Source organism: Herbaspirillum sp. SJZ099 (assembly GCF_007828355.1).
GTDB lineage: Bacteria > Pseudomonadota > Gammaproteobacteria > Burkholderiales > Burkholderiaceae_D > Herbaspirillum.
Genome location: NZ_VIUO01000004.1, coordinates 16,888 through 32,999 on the forward strand (window position 1 = coordinate 16,888; position 16,112 = coordinate 32,999).

14 protein-coding genes are annotated in these 16,112 nt (G+C 64.0%); 9 read left to right on the forward strand and 5 right to left on the reverse strand.

Translation table 11 applies throughout. The annotated features are described in order from the left end of the window. Positions 1-123: 123 nt before the first annotated feature. The gene (locus FB597_RS10325; protein ID WP_141911737.1) at positions 124-1,137 is read left to right on the forward strand and encodes a transporter; all 1,014 of its coding nucleotides are present in this window, start codon (positions 124-126) and stop codon (positions 1,135-1,137) included. A 28-nt stretch (positions 1,138-1,165) separates the two neighbouring features. On the opposite strand, the gene FB597_RS10330 is transcribed toward FB597_RS10325, so the two are convergent. Continuing rightward, entirely contained in the window at positions 1,166-1,528 is a 363-nt protein-coding gene (locus FB597_RS10330; protein WP_141911740.1) for a hypothetical protein, read from the reverse strand. 132 nt (positions 1,529-1,660) lie between these two features. Further along, complete coding sequence (locus tag FB597_RS10335; protein WP_141911742.1) at positions 1,661-3,412, reverse strand: glutamine--tRNA ligase/YqeY domain fusion protein; 1,752 nt, start codon at positions 3,410-3,412, stop codon at positions 1,661-1,663. Positions 3,413-3,651: 239 nt separating this feature from the next. Between FB597_RS10335 and FB597_RS20235 the strand changes: the two genes are divergently transcribed. Then, complete coding sequence (locus FB597_RS20235; protein WP_186442768.1) at positions 3,652-3,792, forward strand: hypothetical protein; 141 nt, start codon at positions 3,652-3,654, stop codon at positions 3,790-3,792. A gap of 251 nt (positions 3,793-4,043) precedes the next feature. Next, positions 4,044-4,508, forward strand: coding sequence for a DUF2269 family protein (locus FB597_RS10340; RefSeq protein WP_141911745.1), 465 nt, complete (start codon positions 4,044-4,046; stop codon positions 4,506-4,508). A gap of 8 nt (positions 4,509-4,516) precedes the next feature. Here the strand turns inward: FB597_RS10340 and FB597_RS10345 are convergent, their stop codons facing one another. Further along, positions 4,517-5,323, reverse strand: coding sequence for a LytTR family DNA-binding domain-containing protein (locus FB597_RS10345; RefSeq protein WP_141911747.1), 807 nt, complete (start codon positions 5,321-5,323; stop codon positions 4,517-4,519). 11 nt (positions 5,324-5,334) lie between these two features. Next, entirely contained in the window at positions 5,335-6,504 is a 1,170-nt protein-coding gene (locus FB597_RS10350; RefSeq protein ID WP_141911749.1) for a sensor histidine kinase, read from the reverse strand. Positions 6,505-6,808: 304 nt separating this feature from the next. Here FB597_RS10350 and ugpQ point away from each other — a divergent pair, with 304 nt between their 5' ends. The 5 genes from ugpQ to FB597_RS10375 all read left to right on the forward strand — a co-directional run bounded on the left by ugpQ (position 6,809) and on the right by FB597_RS10375 (position 11,926). Further along, positions 6,809-7,585, forward strand: a complete 777-nt coding sequence (gene ugpQ, locus FB597_RS10355) for a glycerophosphodiester phosphodiesterase (RefSeq protein ID WP_141911751.1) — start codon at positions 6,809-6,811, stop codon at positions 7,583-7,585. 216 nt (positions 7,586-7,801) lie between these two features. Next, complete coding sequence (locus FB597_RS10360; RefSeq protein ID WP_141913310.1) at positions 7,802-8,002, forward strand: hypothetical protein; 201 nt, start codon at positions 7,802-7,804, stop codon at positions 8,000-8,002. Between the two features lie 364 nt (positions 8,003-8,366). Beyond that, the gene (alaS, locus tag FB597_RS10365; RefSeq protein WP_141911753.1) at positions 8,367-10,994 is read left to right on the forward strand and encodes an alanine--tRNA ligase; all 2,628 of its coding nucleotides are present in this window, start codon (positions 8,367-8,369) and stop codon (positions 10,992-10,994) included. 17 nt (positions 10,995-11,011) lie between these two features. After that, on the forward strand, positions 11,012-11,566 hold the full coding sequence (locus FB597_RS10370) for an NUDIX domain-containing protein (RefSeq protein ID WP_141911754.1): 555 nt from the start codon (positions 11,012-11,014) through the stop codon (positions 11,564-11,566). A 123-nt stretch (positions 11,567-11,689) separates the two neighbouring features. Further along, positions 11,690-11,926, forward strand: a complete 237-nt coding sequence (locus FB597_RS10375; protein ID WP_050469046.1) for a sulfurtransferase TusA family protein — start codon at positions 11,690-11,692, stop codon at positions 11,924-11,926. Positions 11,927-12,062: 136 nt separating this feature from the next. Here the strand turns inward: FB597_RS10375 and FB597_RS10380 are convergent, their stop codons facing one another. Beyond that, a complete protein-coding gene (locus tag FB597_RS10380) occupies positions 12,063-13,658 on the reverse strand; it encodes an FMN-binding glutamate synthase family protein (RefSeq protein WP_141911756.1) in 1,596 nt (531 codons plus the stop codon). Positions 13,659-13,928: 270 nt separating this feature from the next. On the opposite strand from FB597_RS10380, the gene FB597_RS10385 reads away from it, so the two are divergent. Further along, on the forward strand, positions 13,929-16,070 hold the full coding sequence (locus tag FB597_RS10385) for a bifunctional diguanylate cyclase/phosphodiesterase (RefSeq protein ID WP_141911758.1): 2,142 nt from the start codon (positions 13,929-13,931) through the stop codon (positions 16,068-16,070). The last annotated feature ends 42 nt before the right edge of the window (positions 16,071-16,112 follow it).

The following is a 16,112-nucleotide window of genomic DNA, read 5'->3' on the forward strand; positions in this document are numbered from 1 at the left end:
CTGCGGCGATACGCGGCCGCATGCGCAAGCCCAAGTGTGCGTCGACGGCAGTCACCGGCCTGTCACAAATTTGTCAAAGTCGGCTTGTAGAATGCCTCGACTTTCATGCCGCCCAGTCCATCCATGCACAATCCGCCGGAAACGCCGCAAGCCTTGCATCTGCTCTATGAGCCGGCCGGATTCATCTGCGCCTTCCGCTTCGAAGACAGCCGCGCGCGCCAGATGAAATGGAACGAGGTGATCGACCATCGTCCCGCGGGGCCGGAGTTTACCTGGCTGCATGTCAAGACCGCCGATGTGAAGATCCGGCAATGGATGGAGCACCACAGCGGTGTGCCTGAGCACATCACCGAGTTCCTTCTCAGCAGCGATACCCATCCCGGTCTGCACATGACGGCCGACAGCGTCTACGGCACGCTCACCGACATGAAGATGGAGATCGGCGACACCGGCACCGAGAAGGGCGCGCTGCATTTCTACCTCGACCGCACACGTCTGCTGACGCTGCGCACGCAGCCGCTGTGTTCGACCAACCTGCTGCGCCAGAAGGTGCTCGACGGCGCCGGCTTCGACAACACGATGGACTTGTTCGCGGAGCTGTTGCGTTGCCTGGCCGACGGTTTCAATGCGCGGCTCGACAGCCTCAACGACAAGGTGGACGATATCGAATTTTCGGTGCTCTCGGACCGCCGCTCGGAAGACCGCGCCGAACTGGGCAGCATACGGCGCCAGTTGGCCGAACTGCGCCGTTTCATCGCGCCGGAGCGCCGCATCCTGAGCCAGTTCAACCGCCTGCGGCCATCCTGGGTGGCCCCCGAGGCGCTGGAGGACCTGACCCACGCGCTGGACGAACTCAATGAATTGCATTCGACCGTGGAAGCGGTGTACGAGCGCGCCAAGCTGCTGCAGGAGGAAATCGCTTCGCAGATGTCGGAGCAGATGAACCGCAACCTGATGGCGCTGTCGATCCTGACCGCGCTGCTGATGCCGGCCACGTTGGTATCGGGGATTTTCGGGATGAACGTGGCGGGGTTGCCGGGCCTGCATGACGAGGCTTCGTTCTGGATGGTGATGGCGGTGATGCTCGGCCTCGGCGTGGCTACCGTGGCCTTTCTCAAGTGGCTCAAGATCTGGTGAGCTGGTTGCCGGAGCGGCCGTCAGCCCATCAGTCGCGTTCGGCCATGGCTTCTTCGTTCTCGCGGATCAGGCGGTCGATGTCGAGGTTGTCGACCGGTTCCACGCGCAGCGCCAGCGGGCGCCACAGCGAATAAAGCCACAGCCCGATGGTGCACAGCGTGCCCAGGAACAGGGTGATGAAGCCCGACAGGAACAGGCCGATGAAGGGCGAGGCGACCAGGCCGTCATAACCGATCAGGTGCTTGCCGTCCCAGGTGATGGTCTGCGCGCCGAACAGCGAGAGCACCCCCATCAATACCGAAAACGGCACCAGCGAAAACGTGGTGCCGATAGCCAGCAGCTTGTAGATGGTGCCCATCGACATGCGCTGGATCTTGATCTGCTCGAACATGAGCTTGTTCCCCTCTTGCTTGCCCGGCCCGTGCGGTCGCCGGTATGCCTGTGATGCCGCGCCGCGCGTCCCCGGAATCGATTGCGCGGCCAGCGTGCGGCGGGTGCTTGTTCACCCGCCTTCCTTGCTTGCTTACTTGCCCCAGCTGTCCTTGAGCGTCACGGCGCGGTTGAACACCGGCTTGCCTTCGGCCGAATCGATCCGGTCGGCCACGAAATAACCGTGGCGTTCGAACTGGTAGATGTCGCCCGGTAGGGCGGCCTTGAGCGTCGGCTCCAGGTAGGCGGTGATCACTTCCTTGGAGTTCGGGTTCAGCGCGGTGAGGAAATCCTTGCCGCCGGCGTCCGGGTGCGGGTCGCTGAACAGGCGGTCGTACAGGCGCACTTCGGTGGCCAGCGCGTGCTCGGCGCTGACCCAGTGCAGGTTGCCCTTGACCTTGTAGTTGGAGCTGCCTTCGGTGCCGCTCTTGCTGTCTTCGAAGTAGTTGCAGTGCACGGCGACGACGTTGCCGTTCTCGTCCTTGTCGCAGCCGGTGCATTCGACCACGTAGCCGTAGCGCAGGCGCACCTTGTTGCCGGGGAACAGGCGGAAGTAGCCCTTGGTCGGCTCTTCCATGAAGTCCTCGCGCTCGATCCACAATTCACGGGTGATCGGAAAATGGCGCTGTTCGGTGTCGTGCTGCGGATGGGCCGGCGGGTAGACCGGCGCGCTGCAGTCGATGCTCTGGCCTTGGGGGAAGTTGTCGATGATCAGTTTCAACGGGCGCAGCACGGCCACGGCGCGCGGCGCCTTGGGGTCGAGGTCGTCGCGCAGCGCGCCTTCCAGGATGCTGTAGTCGATCCAGCTGTTGTTCTTGGAGGCGCCGGTGCGTTCGGACATCAGGCGGATCGCCTCGGGCGTATAGCCGCGGCGGCGCAGGCCGACGATGGTGGGCATGCGCGGGTCGTCCCAGCCGGAGACGATCTTCTCGTCCACCAGCTGGCGCAGCTTGCGCTTGCTGGTGATGATGTAGGTCAGGTTCAGGCGCGCGAATTCGTACTGGTGCGGCAGCGGGCGCTTGAATAAGCCTTCCTCGGCCAGGCGGTCCAGCAGCCAGTCGTAGAACGGGCGCTGGTCTTCGAATTCCAGCGTGCAGATCGAGTGCGAGATGTTTTCCAGCGCATCCTCGATCGGGTGCGCGAAGGTGTACATCGGGTACACGCGCCACTTGTCGCCGGTGTTGTGGTGGGTGGCGTGGCGGATGCGGTAGATGGCCGGATCGCGCAGGTTCATGTTGGGGCTGGCCATGTCGATCTTGGCGCGCAGGATCATGGAGCCGTCCGGGTGCTTGCCGTCGCGCATTTCCTCGAACAGGCGCAGCGATTCCTCGGGCGTGCGGTCGCGCCACGGCGAATTCTTGCCGGGTTCGGTCAGGGTGCCGCGGTTCTCGCGCATCTGCTCGGCGTTCTGTTCGTCGACATAGGCCAGGCCGCGGCGGATCAGTGCCTGCGCGGCGGCGTACATGGTGTCGAAGTAGTTGCTGGCGTAGTACAGGTGCTGCTTGCCCTCATGCTCCCACGAGAAACCCAGCCACTTGACCGAGTCGAGGATGGTGTCGACGTATTCCTGTTCTTCCTTCTCCGGGTTGGTGTCGTCGAAGCGCATGTGGCAGCGGCCGGCGTAATCGTGCGCCAGGCCAAAGTTCAGGCAGATCGACTTGGCGTGCCCGATGTGCAGGTAGCCGTTCGGTTCGGGCGGAAAACGGGTGATCACCTGGGGCAGTGCCTCGCCTTGCTTGCCGCTGCGGCCGGCGTAGGCGCCGGAAACCAGGTCGGATTCGATGATGCCGCGCAGGAAATTGGTCGAGGGGGCCGGTGAATGTCCGTTTTTCAGTTCGTTGCTCATGGGATGAATCGGGAGAATGCCTATTTATGCGGATCAAGCATTCTACCGCAGCGCGCCTGCTTGCATTGGGCTTTGCGCTGGTGCCGCGGCGAAAATTTGCCGGCCTCGGGCGAATCGGCCGCGGCTTTCTTGTTACAGATGATACGGCTGCGAATTACCTGTGACAGGGCTCGGGTGGCAATCTGCCGGCATGGCCCGCGTCGTTGCCGGGCCCGTCACAGGATAAAGGAGAGGGCATCATGAAACGACTCATCAAATTGCTGGTGGCCGCCGGTGTGGCGGCGGCCACCTTGTCGGCCTGCGTGGTGGTGCCGGCCGGTCCGCCGCATCCGCATTACTACCGGCCGTATTATGGGCCGGGGTATTACTACGGCCGTTAAGACGCCCGATAGCGTCCCGATCGGGATGGGGATATCCGCAAGGCAATATCGGGCGGATGCCAAGGCGGATTCGCACTAACCCATCTTGGCGGGCTTTGATGGCGCTTTTCATGGCGGCAACCGGCATTCCGGTCGCCGCCATTTGTTTTTCACCGCCCGTTTGCGGCGCCTCGTCGCATGGCGCTGGCGCGGCGCCGGCTGTCGTGCGACATTGGCGCATCTGTCTCCATTTCGATCAAAGTGAGCCCGCCATGTCGCTGACAACCTTGAAGGCCATCCATCTGCTGGGGGCCGTGCTTTTCCTCGGAAATATCATCGTCACCGCCTTCTGGAAAACGCTGGCCGACCGCAGCGGCGAGCTGGCCGTGATCCGCTTCGCGGTGAAGGCGACCAACTGGGCGGATGTGGTTTTCACGCTGGGCGGCATCGTCTTGCTGGCGGCGGCGGGCCATATGATGGCGCCGGCGTTCGGCGGCGTCGCGGGCAGCTTCTGGCTCAAAACCGCTTACACGCTGTTCGTCGCCACCGGCGTGCTGTGGTTGACGGTGCTCATTCCCGTGCAATGGAAACAGGCGCGCCTGCTCAATGCCTTGCCGGCGGGGGCTGCGGTTCCGGCCGCCTATCGCGGGCTGGCGCGGGTATGGGCGGTGGCCGGATCGGCGGCGACCTTGATGCCGCTGGCGGCGGCCTGGCTGATGGTGGCCAAGCCGGGCTGATAAGCGGCTTACATCTGCTTGAACAGGTGGGCGAACAGTCGGCTGACCGCCAGTTTTTCGGGGCGGTTGCGCAGCAGCAGCGATAACTTGCCGGCCTCGTCGCGCACCGCGGCCTGCACATGGCGCACCTGCACCACCGTGCCCCGGTGGATCTGCCAGAACTGCTGCGCATCGAGCCGGGGGATCAGTTCGCGCAGGCTGGTGCGGATCAGCGCTTCGCCTTCGGCGGTGACGACATTGACGTATTTGTCGGTGGCTTCGAAATACAGCACATCGTTGACCGGGATCATGCGCACCTGGTTGCCGACCGCGGCGCGGATGATGTCCAGGCGCGGCGCCGGCGACGGCTCTTCCGCGTCGTGCGCGGCCAGGCGCCGCAATTGCGCCAGTGCGCGCTGCAGGTGCTCATCGGCGCTGCCGGCGGCGCGCTGCTGCAGCAAGGATTTCAGGCGCTGCACCGTGGCCGCCAGGCGCGCATCGTTGACCGGTTTCAGGAGGTAATCCACCGCGGCCTGTTCGAAGGCTTGCACCGCATAGTTGTCGTAGGCGGTGACGAACACGATCAGCGGAAACGGCCGCGCCGGCGGCCAGGCGTCGGCCAGCTCGCGCGCCACCTCCAGCCCGCTGCGGCCAGGCATGCGGATGTCCAGGAACAGCACATCCGGCAGCAGGGCCAGCGCCTGCTCCAGCGCGGCGATGCCATTGGCGGCGACCGGTGCCGTGCCCAGTTCCGGCCAGGCGCGCGCCAGCGCCTGTTGCAGCGCCGCGGCCAGCAGCGGTTCGTCTTCGGCGATGAGGGCGGAGATGGATGGCATGGCGTTCGTCTTCAATGGCCGGCGGCGCGCATGCCCCTGGCAGGGCGGTGCACCGCCTTGAGCGCCTTGAGCGGGATCGTGATCTGCGCCATGGTGCCGGCCGGCACGTTGTGGGTGAGGATCAGTTCGGCCAGCGGGCCGTAGAGCGTGGACAGGCGTTCGCGGATGTTGTCCAGGCCGAAGTGCATGCCGATCTCCGGTTCTTTCCTGCCGGTCAGCGCCGCCAGTTCGGATTTGGGAGAAGGGCTGTTGAAGCTGATGCCGGTGGCCAGCCCGACGCCGGTGTCCAACACGCTCAGCACCAGCATGTCCTGGTGCAGGGCGGCGCGCACCGTGCAGTTGCCGCCTTCGACCTTGGGCTCCAGGCCATGCTTGATGGCGTTTTCCACCAGCGGCTGCAGCAGCATCGGCGCCAGGCGCAGGCGCCCCAGTTCTTCCGGCAGCTGCAGCGTATAGGACAGGCGCATGCCCATGCGCAGCGACATCAGCCCGAGGTAGGCCTTGATCAGGTCGAATTCCTTCTTCAGCGAAGTGCTGTCGGCGCGCGATGCCGACAGCGTGGTGCGCAGGTAATGGATCAACTGGTCCAGCATCTGCTGCGCGCGCAATGGCTCGGAGCCGATCAGGGTTTGCAGCGTGGCCAGGGTATTGAACAGCATGTGCGGTTCGATCTGCGCCTGCAGCATCTGCAATTGCGCCTGCACCGCCTGCTTTTCGACCTGGCTGGCATGGGCTTGCAGCGCGGTCATCTTCTCGCGGTTCCAGAAGAAAAGGGCCGCGCCGAAGCAGGCCAGGAAGGTCAGCACGATCACGCCGATGATGTTGTCGCTGCGCTCGGGCAGGAGGGATAGGATCGGTTGCCCCATCAGGTGGCTGGCCAGCAGGCGTCCCAGCAGCACCGACAGCGGCGCCAGCACGAGCAGCGAGAGGGCGAAGCCGAGCTTGTGCGGTTCGCCGTCGCCCCAGATCGCCAGTCGCGTGCCGTTGATCAGCACCATCGCCAGGATGCCGATGCACATCGCCACCTGCAGGTTTTCGTAGAAACTGCCGCCGATGCGCATGAGATAGGTCACGGCCAGCGCGCACATCAGGTTGATGACGAGCGTGGGCACCAGCGATTTCACCAGTTCGCGCAACAGCAGGACAAGGCGGGGCGGGACGGAAGTGTCTTGTTGATTCATTCGTTCAGGCAGTTCGGGTAAGGCCGGTAAAGCGCGACGCACTTGGCGTTGCATCATCGCCGCTTCCTGCGGGCGGGGAAAGGGGCGAAAACGCCCGGGCGTGAAATAGTACCCCGATTCCCCGGCCGGGTAGCACTTCGCGGCGCGACAATCCGTGGCGGCAGGTGCCCAGGTTGCGTATGATCCTGGTCGCAGGCGCCAAGATGCGCCAGCGGCCGGCGACGAAATGCCGGAGCGATGGCGCAAAGCGCGGCAAGCGTGGCGCGATCTGCGCCATGCGCCGTATCGATAATGGAGAACGATCATGTGGCCCTATCCCAAGGTACTCGCCCATCGCGGCGGCGGCACGCTGGCGCCGGAAAACACGTTGGCCGGTTTTCGCACCGGCCTGCGCTTCGGCTATCGTGCTGCGGAGTTCGATGTCATGCTGACCCGCGATGAAGTGCCGATCCTGATGCACGATCCCCAGCGCGGCCGCACGCTGCCGGGCGCCGGGCAGATCGCCGAGACCGACTGGGCGCAACTGTGCGAGCTCGATGCCGGCGCCTGGCATGGCCCCGCATTTGCCGGCGAGCGCATCTGCACGCTGGAGCAGGGGCTGGATTTCTGCATCGGGCATGGCATCTGGATGAACGTCGAGATCAAGCCCGCCGCCCCGGCGCAGGCGGCGCGTACCGGCGAGCTGACCGCGCTGGCGGTGGGGCGGCGCTTCAGCGCGGCACTGGAAGCCTGGCGCGGCGATCCGGCGTCGGCCCAGGCGGCCGCGTTGCCGGTGCTGTCGTCGTTTTCTTTCGACGCGTTGATGGCGGCCCGGGAGGCCGCGCCCGACCTGCCGCGCGGTTTTCTGATGGACACGCTTGCCGACGACTGGCAAGCGCACCTGCAGCAACTGCAGGCCGTCGCCCTGCACACCAACCATCGCCACCTCACGCCGGAACTGGCGCGCCGGGTCAAGGAGGCCGGCTATGCCTTGTTCTGCTACACCGTCAATGATGCGGCGCGGGCGGCGCAGATCATGGACTGGGGCGTGGATGCCTTCTGCACGGACCGTATCGACCTGATCCGCGCCGATGCTTATTAGGCCTGCGGCGAAATGGGCGGCAAATCCTGTTCTTACCGGAGGACCGGATGCGGGACGGGCTGGTTATGATCATTGTGCCGTTCGCATCGGGACGGCCGGGACGCAGCACTGGCATTGTCAACGTCCCGCAATGAAAGTGCGTTAAGGAGACACAAGGCCGGCTTAAGAGCGCGCCGGTGGACTTGTGAAGAACATAACACTGAGATGAGGAAAACGATGAAGATCAATAAACTGCTGGCCGCCGTACTCGTTGCCGCCTTTGCACTGCCGGTCATGGCACAGCCCGCCCCGGCTCCAACCCCGGCGGCCGAAGCGCCGGCAGCCAAACCGGCGCCCAAGCACAAGAAGCACGCTAAAAAGCACAAAAAGCATAAAAAGCACGCCAAGCAGGCCATGCCCGTCAACAAGGGCGCCTGATTGGGGTTTGATGCGGCTTGATCGCATTGATGCCGCACGGCCGGTATGCCGGCGGCAAGAATTGAAGGGAAGGGGAAGGCTGGCTGTTAAGGATCCGGATGGCGCAATGCAGCGCACCGTCCGGAGGAGCCGAACCTGTGACCCGTCGGAGTTTTCCGGCGGGTTTTTTTTCGCCGGCGTGTTGTCTCGCCGCTTGTCCGGCAGCCCGGGATGACCCGGATCCGCCGGCCGGGCAGTGTCCGGCCGGCAACGCCCTTGACGGAGGCGGCGCGCTTGCTTGTCGCGTGCGGTATCGCGCGCAGTATCACGTATAATCGCCGATTCGCAATCACTTTTTGCACCGTTTTTTACCAGCCTTCGAACCATGAACTCAGCCGAAATTCGCGACAAGTTTCTGAAATTCTTTGAATCCCAAGGACACACCATCGTCCGCTCGTCCAGCCTGGTTCCGGGCAACGACCCGACCCTGCTGTTCACCAATTCCGGCATGGTTCAGTTCAAGGACGTGTTCCTCGGCACCGACAAGCGCAACTACGTGCGCGCCGCTTCGGTGCAGCGCTGCCTGCGCGCCGGCGGCAAGCACAACGACTTGGAAAACGTCGGCTATACCGCGCGCCACCATACTTTCTTCGAGATGCTGGGCAACTGGTCTTTCGGCGACTACTTCAAGCGCGAATCGCTGAAGTGGGCCTGGGAGCTGCTGACCAAGGTCTACGGCCTGCCGGCCGAGAAGCTGTGGGCCACCGTCTACGAGACCGACGACGAAGCCTACGACATCTGGACCAAGGAAATCGGCGTGCCGTCCGAGCGCGTGGTGCGCATCGGCGACAACAAGGGCGCGCCGTATGCCTCCGACAATTTCTGGCAGATGGCCGAGACCGGTCCCTGCGGCCCCTGCTCGGAAATCTTCTACGACCACGGCCCGGACGTCTGGGGCGGCCCCCCGGGCAGCCCGGACGCCGATGGCGACCGCTACATCGAGATCTGGAACAACGTGTTCATGCAGTTCGACCGCCAGATCGATCCCAAGACCGGCGAATACGTGCTGACCCCGCTGCCGGCGCCTTGCGTCGACACCGGCATGGGCCTGGAGCGCCTGGCCGCGATCCTGCAGCACGTGCACAGCAACTATGAGATCGACCTGTTCCAGGCGCTGATCAAGGCCGCCGCGCGCGAGACCAATACCACCGACCTGGCCAACAATTCGCTCAAGGTGATCGCCGACCACATCCGCGCGACTTCCTTCCTGATCGTCGACGGCGTCATCCCCGGCAACGAAGGCCGCGGCTACGTCCTGCGCCGCATCATCCGCCGCGCGCTGCGCCACGGCCACAAGCTGGGCCAGACCAAGCCGTTCTTCTACAAACTGGTCAAGGACCTGGTGGCACAGATGGGCGCGGCCTATCCGGAATTGCCGGAAGCCGCCGCGCGCGTCGAACAGGTCTTGCAGCAGGAGGAAGAGCGTTTCGGCGAAACGCTGGAACACGGCATGAAGATCCTGGAAGCCGCGTTGGCCGCCAACACCGGCAAGCTGGATGGCGAAACCGCCTTCACCCTGTACGACACCTACGGCTTCCCGCTGGACCTGACCGCCGACATCTGCCGCGAGCGCAATGTCGAGCTGGACGAGGCCGGCTTCGCCGCCGCCATGGAGCGCCAGAAGAGCACCGCGCGCGCGGCCGGCAAGTTCAAGATGGCCGCCGCCATCGAATACGCCGGCGACAAGACCAAATTCGTCGGCTATGAGTCGCTGGCGCAGCAGGCCAAGGTGCTCGCGCTGTACGTGGCCGGCAGCCCGGTGCAGAAGATCGATGCCGGCCAGGACGCCATCGTGGTGCTTGATGCCACGCCGTTCTATGCCGAGTCCGGCGGCCAGAGCGGCGACGCCGGCGTGCTGGAAGCGCCGGCCGGCGCCCTGTTCGCCGTGGCCGATACGCAAAAGATCCAGGCCGACGTGTTCGGTCACCACGGCCAATTGATCAAGGGCAGCCTGGCCGTGGGCGACACTGTCGCCGCCAGGGTCGACGCCGACCAGCGCGCGCGCACCATGCGCAACCACTCGGCTACTCACCTGATGCACAAGGCCTTGCGCGAAGTGCTGGGCAGCCATGTGTCGCAGAAGGGTTCGCTGGTCGATGCCGACAAGACCCGTTTCGACTTCAGCCACAACGCGCCGATGACGGCCGAGGAAATCCGCCGCGTCGAAGAGATCGTCAACCGCGAAGTGCTGGCCAACGCCGCCACCAGCGCCAGGCTGATGGGCTATGACGACGCCATCGCCGCGGGCGCCATGGCGCTGTTCGGCGAGAAGTACGGCGACGAAGTGCGCGTGCTCTCGATCGGCACCTCCACCGAACTGTGCGGCGGCACCCACGTGGCGCGCACCGGTGACATCGGCCTGTTCAAGATCGTCTCCGAAGGCGGCGTCGCCGCCGGCATCCGCCGGGTCGAAGCCGTCACCGGCGAAGGCGCGCTGGCGCTGGTGCAGTCGCTGTCGAACCGCGTGGCCGAAGCCGCCGCAGCCTTGAAGACCCAGCCGGAAGAACTGCTGCCGCGCATCGGCCAGGTGCAGGACCAGGTCAAGGCGCTGGAAAAGGAACTGGCCGCGTTGAAATCCAAGCTGGCCTCCAGCCAGGGCGACGAACTGGTGAGCCAGGCCGTCGACATCAAGGGCATCAAGGTGCTGGCCGCGACGCTGGAAGGCGCCGATGTCGCCACCCTGCGCGAGGCGATGGACAAGTTGAAGGACAAGCTCAAGAGCGCTGCCATCGTGCTGGCTTCGGTCAAGGACGGCAAGGTCAGCCTGATCGCCGGCGTCACCGCCGACGCCACCGCCAAGGTCAAGGCCGGCGAACTGGTCAACTTTGTCGCCCAGCAGGTCGGCGGCAAGGGCGGCGGCCGTCCCGACATGGCGCAAGCCGGCGGCACCGATCCTTCCGGCCTGCCCGGCGCGCTCAAGGGCGTGGCCGACTGGGTCGGCGCCAAGTTCTGACCGATGACGGGGTTTGCATGAGCGATTTCAAGTTCTGTCCGGTCTGCGCCACCGACCTGGTGCTGCGCGCCGATGAGGGCGAAGCGGGCAAGGTGAGGTTGGGTTGCCCGCAGGGGCACTGGACCCATTGGGACAATCCCCTGCCGGTGCTGGCCGGGCTGGTTGAAATCGACGGCAAGATGCTCACCGCCCGCAATGCGGCCTGGGCCGAAGGCCGCTTCGCGCTGATCACCGGTTTCATGGAGCGCGGCGAGACGCCGGAGGAGGGCATCGCGCGCGAGATCAAGGAAGAGACCGATCTCGACGCCCGGGAAATCAGCCTGATCGGCGTCTATGAATTCATTCGCAAGAATGAGTTGATCATCGCCTACTACGTCAAGGCGACCGGCGCCATCAAGCTGTCGCCGGAGCTGGTCGAATATCGCTTGTCGGATCCGGCCGACTTGCGGCCCTGGCCGGCCGGCACCGGGCATGCCGTGGCGGACTGGATGCGAGCGCGCAAGCTGCCGGTGCAGTATGTGGAATTCGCCGGTTCGACGACACCGATCCCTACGCCGGAAGTCTCGCACTGACGCGGTTTAGTTGCTTCTGCACAAGCTTAGTGCGGCGAATACAACAGTTCTTGTGCGATGCATCAACTCGGCGCATCTTTGCAGTAAAATCGTTTCCGTTGTGTTCCATATTGAGTCGCTGTAATGACCATAGAATTTCACCGGGAATTGGATGCGCGCGGTTTGAACTGTCCGCTGCCGATACTCAAGACCAAGAAGGCGCTGGCCGACATGTGCAGCGGCCAGGTATTGAGGGTCACCGCCACCGATACCGGTTCGGTGCGTGATTTCCAGGCCTTTGCCAAGCAAACGGGCAATGACCTGCTGTCGCAAGTCCAAAATGAAGACCACGAGTTCATCTTCTTCATGAAGCGCAAGTGAGCAGGCGGGCAATCGCCTGCATGCCCGCTGGTGAATTGAAAAATGCCGTTCGATATATGCGAACGGCATTTTTGTTTTCCGCTTCGCCTGTCGCTCCGCTTTCGCGAAGCGGGCGCGGGCCTGTGCCGCCGGCGCTTCAGAATTCCGGGTGGAAGCTCTCCGCCCTGGCGATCGGCCAGTATTTCTCATACACCTGATACCGATAGTTGCCATCCAGCAGATCGTTGGGTTGCAAGTACTTCAGCACGTTCGACATCAGCTGGACTTCGTGGTCGTTGATGCGCCGTACGATATGGTGTGGCCGTAGCGCCGAGGTATGCGGCAGCCCGGCGGCCTGCACCAGTTCCTGCAGCGCATGCAAGGTGCTTTGGTGGAAACGGTAGACGCGTTCGGCCTTGTCCGGCACCACCAGGGCGCGGGCGCGCGTGGCGTTTTGCGTGGCCACGCCGGTCGGGCAGCGGTCGGTGTGGCAGCTTTGCGACTGGATGCAGCCCAGCGCGAACATGAAGCCGCGCGCCGAATTGCACCAGTCGGCCCCCAGCGCCAGCGTGCGCGCCAGGTCGAAGGCGGTGATGATCTTGCCGGATGCGCCGATCTTCACCTGGTCGCGCAGGCCGATGCCCACCAGCGTGTTGTGCACCATCAGCAGGCCTTCCTGCAGCGGCATGCCGACGTGGTCGACGAACTCCAGTGGCGCGGCGCCGGTGCCGCCTTCGGAGCCGTCGACGGTGATGAAGTCGGGGACGATGCCGGTCTTGACCATGGCCTTGGCGATGCCGAAGAACTCCCATGGATGGCCGATGCACAACTTGATGCCGACCGGCTTGCCGCCGCTGCGCTGGCGCAGCTTTTCGATGAATTGCAGCAGGCCGATGGGCGTTGAAAACGATGAATGGGTGGCCGGCGAGATGCAATCGACTCCCATCGGAATGCCGCGGGTGGCGGAGATTTCCGGGGTGATCTTGGCGGCCGGCAAGACGCCGCCATGGCCGGGCTTGGCGCCCTGGGAGAGTTTCACCTCGATCATCTTGATCTGCGGCGCCTGTGCCTGTGCCGCGAATTTCTCTTCATCGAAGCTGCCGTCGGCGTTGCGGCAGCCGAAGTAGCCGGAGGCGATCTGCCACACCAGGTCGCCGCCGAACTCGCGGTGGTAGGCCGAGACCGAGCCTTCGCCGGTGTCGTGCGCGAAGTTGCCTTTCCTGGCGCCGTGGTTGAGCGCGCGGATGGCATTGGCCGAGAGCGAGCCGAAACTCATGGCGGAAACGTTGAACACCGACATCGAATACGGTTGCGCGCGTCCTGCTCCGACCGTCACGCGGAAGTCGTGGCTGGCGATCTGCGTGGGCGACAGCGAATGGCCGATCCACTCGTGGCCGCCTTGCTGCATGTCGATCTCGGTCCCAAAGGGGCGGCTGTCGACATCCGCCTTGGCGCGCTGGTAGACGATGCTGCGTTTCTTGCGCGAGAACGGCCGGCCATCCATTTCACCTTCAAAGAAGTATTGGCGAATCTCCGGCCGGATCGATTCGAATATGAAGCGGAAATGCCCGATCAGCGGGTAGTTGCGCAAGACCGCGTGCTTGCGCTGGAGCAGGTCGCGGATGCCGATCCCGGAAAAAACCAGGGGGAGCAGCGCCCAGCCCCAGCTGATGTACTGGCCTGCGGCCAGCAGCGCCAGGGCGGTAGTCAGGAGAATGACGAGCCAGAATACGAAATAACGATTTGCCCACATGATGAAAGTCCGCTCGTAGTTGTTGTTGAGCCGATGCCGCCGGCGATGTTTGCAGGATTCTAACGCCGCGGCAGAGCTCGCGCTTGCGTCGAATTGAGGGGTCTTTCCAAGCGATTTTCCCAGACGGTGGGGTTGAATGCCGCTGCCGCCCGGTGTTCGGGTCAATGGCATCTTTATTGCTTGAGTGAATCAGTACAACGAAGCCGCCTGGGGAAGGGGGGCAATTGATAACTTTTACTTGCGCGGCGGGATGAGACACGCAATGTTTTTATGAAAACAGCAGCTTCACCGGTCATTTCCGACCACGACAACACGCCTGCCCAATCGATTCCACGCTCGCCGCGCCTGTTGGAGACCTTGCTCGCCAATCTGGACGGCGTGGTTTACCGTTGCCGCGACGATGCCCAATGGACCATGGAATTCGTCAGCGAAGGCAGCCTGCAATTGACGGGGTATTTGCCTGAAGAGCTGCTGCTGAACCAGCGCGTTTCCTTCCTTGAGCTGGTTCACCCGGATGACCGCCAGATGGTGCGCGCGCATGTCGACGATTGCGTGCGCTTGCGCCGCCGCTTCGATGTCGAGTACCGCATCGTGCATGCCGGGGGCGCGATCCGCTGGGTATGGGGGCGCGGCGTGGGCATCTGCAATGCCGCCGGCGAGGTCGAGGCCCTGGAGGGCTTCATGCAGGACGTGACCGAGCGCAAGGAGGCGGCGCAGGCGTTGCAGGAGGCGGAGCGGCGTTATCGCAGCATCTTCGAAAACGCCATCGAGGGCGTTTTCCAGACCACGCCCGACGGCACCTATATCGCCGTCAATCCGGCACTGGCGCGCATTTACGGTTACCGGTCGCCGGAGGATCTGATCGTCAGCCTGCGCGATATACGCCACCAGCTCTATGTCGAGCCCGATCGCCGCAGCGAGTTCATGCGCTTGATGGAAGAGCATGGTTCGGTCTCCAATTTCGAGTCGCGCGTCTACCGGCGCGACGGCGACATCATCTGGATTTCCGAAAACGCCCGGGCCGTCTATGACGACGCCGGCGCCCTGGTGTTCTACGAAGGCACGGTGGAAGCCATCACCGAGCGCAAGTTGTACGAGGCGGAGATGCGCCACCAGGCCACGCACGATGCGCTGACCGGGTTGCCTAATCGCAATATGCTGCACGAGCACCTGCAGCGCGCCATCCACAGCGCGCGCCAGAAGGGCGGCCTGACCGCGGTGGCGTTCGTCGACCTCGACCAGTTCAAGTACATCAACGACAGCCTCGGGCACCAGGTCGGCGACGAACTGCTCAAGACAGTGGCGCAGCGCCTGCTGTCATGCCTGCGCGACAGCGATATGGTGGCGCGCCAGGGCGGCGATGAGTTTGTGCTGGTCTTGCAGAACCAGACCGAGGGCGATGTCGGCATTGCCGAGGTCATGCAGCGCATCCTGGCGGCGGTGTCGCGTCCCTGGCAGGCGGGGGAGCGCGAGTTCCACATCACCTCCAGCATCGGCGTGAGCCGCTACCCGACGGATGGCAAGGATGTCGAAACCCTGCTCAAGAAGGCGGATTCGGCCATGTACAAGGCCAAGGAGCAGGGCCGCAACAACTTCCAGTTCTTTGCGCCATGGATGGATACCCAGGTCAGCAATCGCCTGGAAATGCTGATCAGCCTGCGCCGCGCGCTGGACCAGCAGGAATTCAAGCTGTTCTACCAGCCCAAGTTGAGCCTCAAGGATGGCCGCATCATCGGCGCCGAGGCGCTGATCCGCTGGGAGTCGCCCGAGCAGGGCATGGTTGCGCCCGACCGCTTTATCCCGTTCGCCGAAGAGGCCGGGCTGATCGTGCCGATCGGGGAGTGGGTGCTGCGCACGGCTTGCCGCCAGAACAAGGCCTGGCAGGATGCCGGCCTGCCGCCGATTCCGGTGGCGGTGAACCTGTCGCCGCGCCAGATGAACCAGGCTTTGCCCGAGTTCGTGGCCAACGTGCTGGCCGAGAGCGGCCTGTCGGCCTCCTGGCTGGAGCTGGAAATCACGGAAAACGTGGTCATGAAGGACGCCGAGAAGACCGTGGCGACCTTGAACACGCTCAAGCGCCTGGGTTTGCAGATATCGGTGGACGATTTCGGCACCGGCTATTCCAGCTTGAGTTACCTGCGCCGTTTCCCGGTCGACGCCTTGAAGATCGACAAGTCCTTCGTGCGCGACATCGCCCGCGATGCCGACAGCGCGGCCATCGTCAAGGCGGTGATCTCGCTGGCGCATATCCTCAACCTGAGGGTGATCGCCGAAGGGGTGGAGGATGAGGAACAGCATGCATTCCTGCGCGAGAACGGGTGCGACGAAGTGCAGGGTTATTACTTTGGCAAGCCGATGGCAGTGGCCGACTTCACCGAGCGCCTGCGCCAGGAAGCGTCGCGCCCGGGGTGATGCCGGCGGCCCTGACGGCGGCTGCAAATAATTGTGTAGGCG

Excerpts from the sequence above, each read along its gene's own strand:
- FB597_RS10385 (WP_141911758.1), top strand. The coding sequence starts at position 13,929 with ATGAAAACAGCAGCTTCACCGGTCATTTCCGACCACGACAACACGCCT.
- FB597_RS20235 (WP_186442768.1), top strand. The coding sequence starts at position 3,652 with ATGAAACGACTCATCAAATTGCTGGTGGCCGCCGGTGTGGCGGCGGCC.
- FB597_RS10345 (WP_141911747.1), bottom strand. The coding sequence starts at position 5,323 with ATGCCATCCATCTCCGCCCTCATCGCCGAAGACGAACCGCTGCTGGCC.
- alaS (WP_141911753.1), top strand. The coding sequence starts at position 8,367 with ATGAACTCAGCCGAAATTCGCGACAAGTTTCTGAAATTCTTTGAATCC.
- FB597_RS10350 (WP_141911749.1), bottom strand. The coding sequence starts at position 6,504 with ATGAATCAACAAGACACTTCCGTCCCGCCCCGCCTTGTCCTGCTGTTG.
- FB597_RS10325 (WP_141911737.1), top strand. The coding sequence starts at position 124 with ATGCACAATCCGCCGGAAACGCCGCAAGCCTTGCATCTGCTCTATGAG.
- FB597_RS10375 (WP_050469046.1), top strand. The coding sequence starts at position 11,690 with ATGACCATAGAATTTCACCGGGAATTGGATGCGCGCGGTTTGAACTGT.
- FB597_RS10340 (WP_141911745.1), top strand. The coding sequence starts at position 4,044 with ATGTCGCTGACAACCTTGAAGGCCATCCATCTGCTGGGGGCCGTGCTT.
- FB597_RS10370 (WP_141911754.1), top strand. The coding sequence starts at position 11,012 with ATGAGCGATTTCAAGTTCTGTCCGGTCTGCGCCACCGACCTGGTGCTG.
- FB597_RS10380 (WP_141911756.1), bottom strand. The coding sequence starts at position 13,658 with ATGTGGGCAAATCGTTATTTCGTATTCTGGCTCGTCATTCTCCTGACT.
- FB597_RS10360 (WP_141913310.1), top strand. The coding sequence starts at position 7,802 with ATGAAGATCAATAAACTGCTGGCCGCCGTACTCGTTGCCGCCTTTGCA.
- ugpQ (WP_141911751.1), top strand. The coding sequence starts at position 6,809 with ATGTGGCCCTATCCCAAGGTACTCGCCCATCGCGGCGGCGGCACGCTG.
- FB597_RS10335 (WP_141911742.1), bottom strand. The coding sequence starts at position 3,412 with ATGAGCAACGAACTGAAAAACGGACATTCACCGGCCCCCTCGACCAAT.
- FB597_RS10330 (WP_141911740.1), bottom strand. The coding sequence starts at position 1,528 with ATGTTCGAGCAGATCAAGATCCAGCGCATGTCGATGGGCACCATCTAC.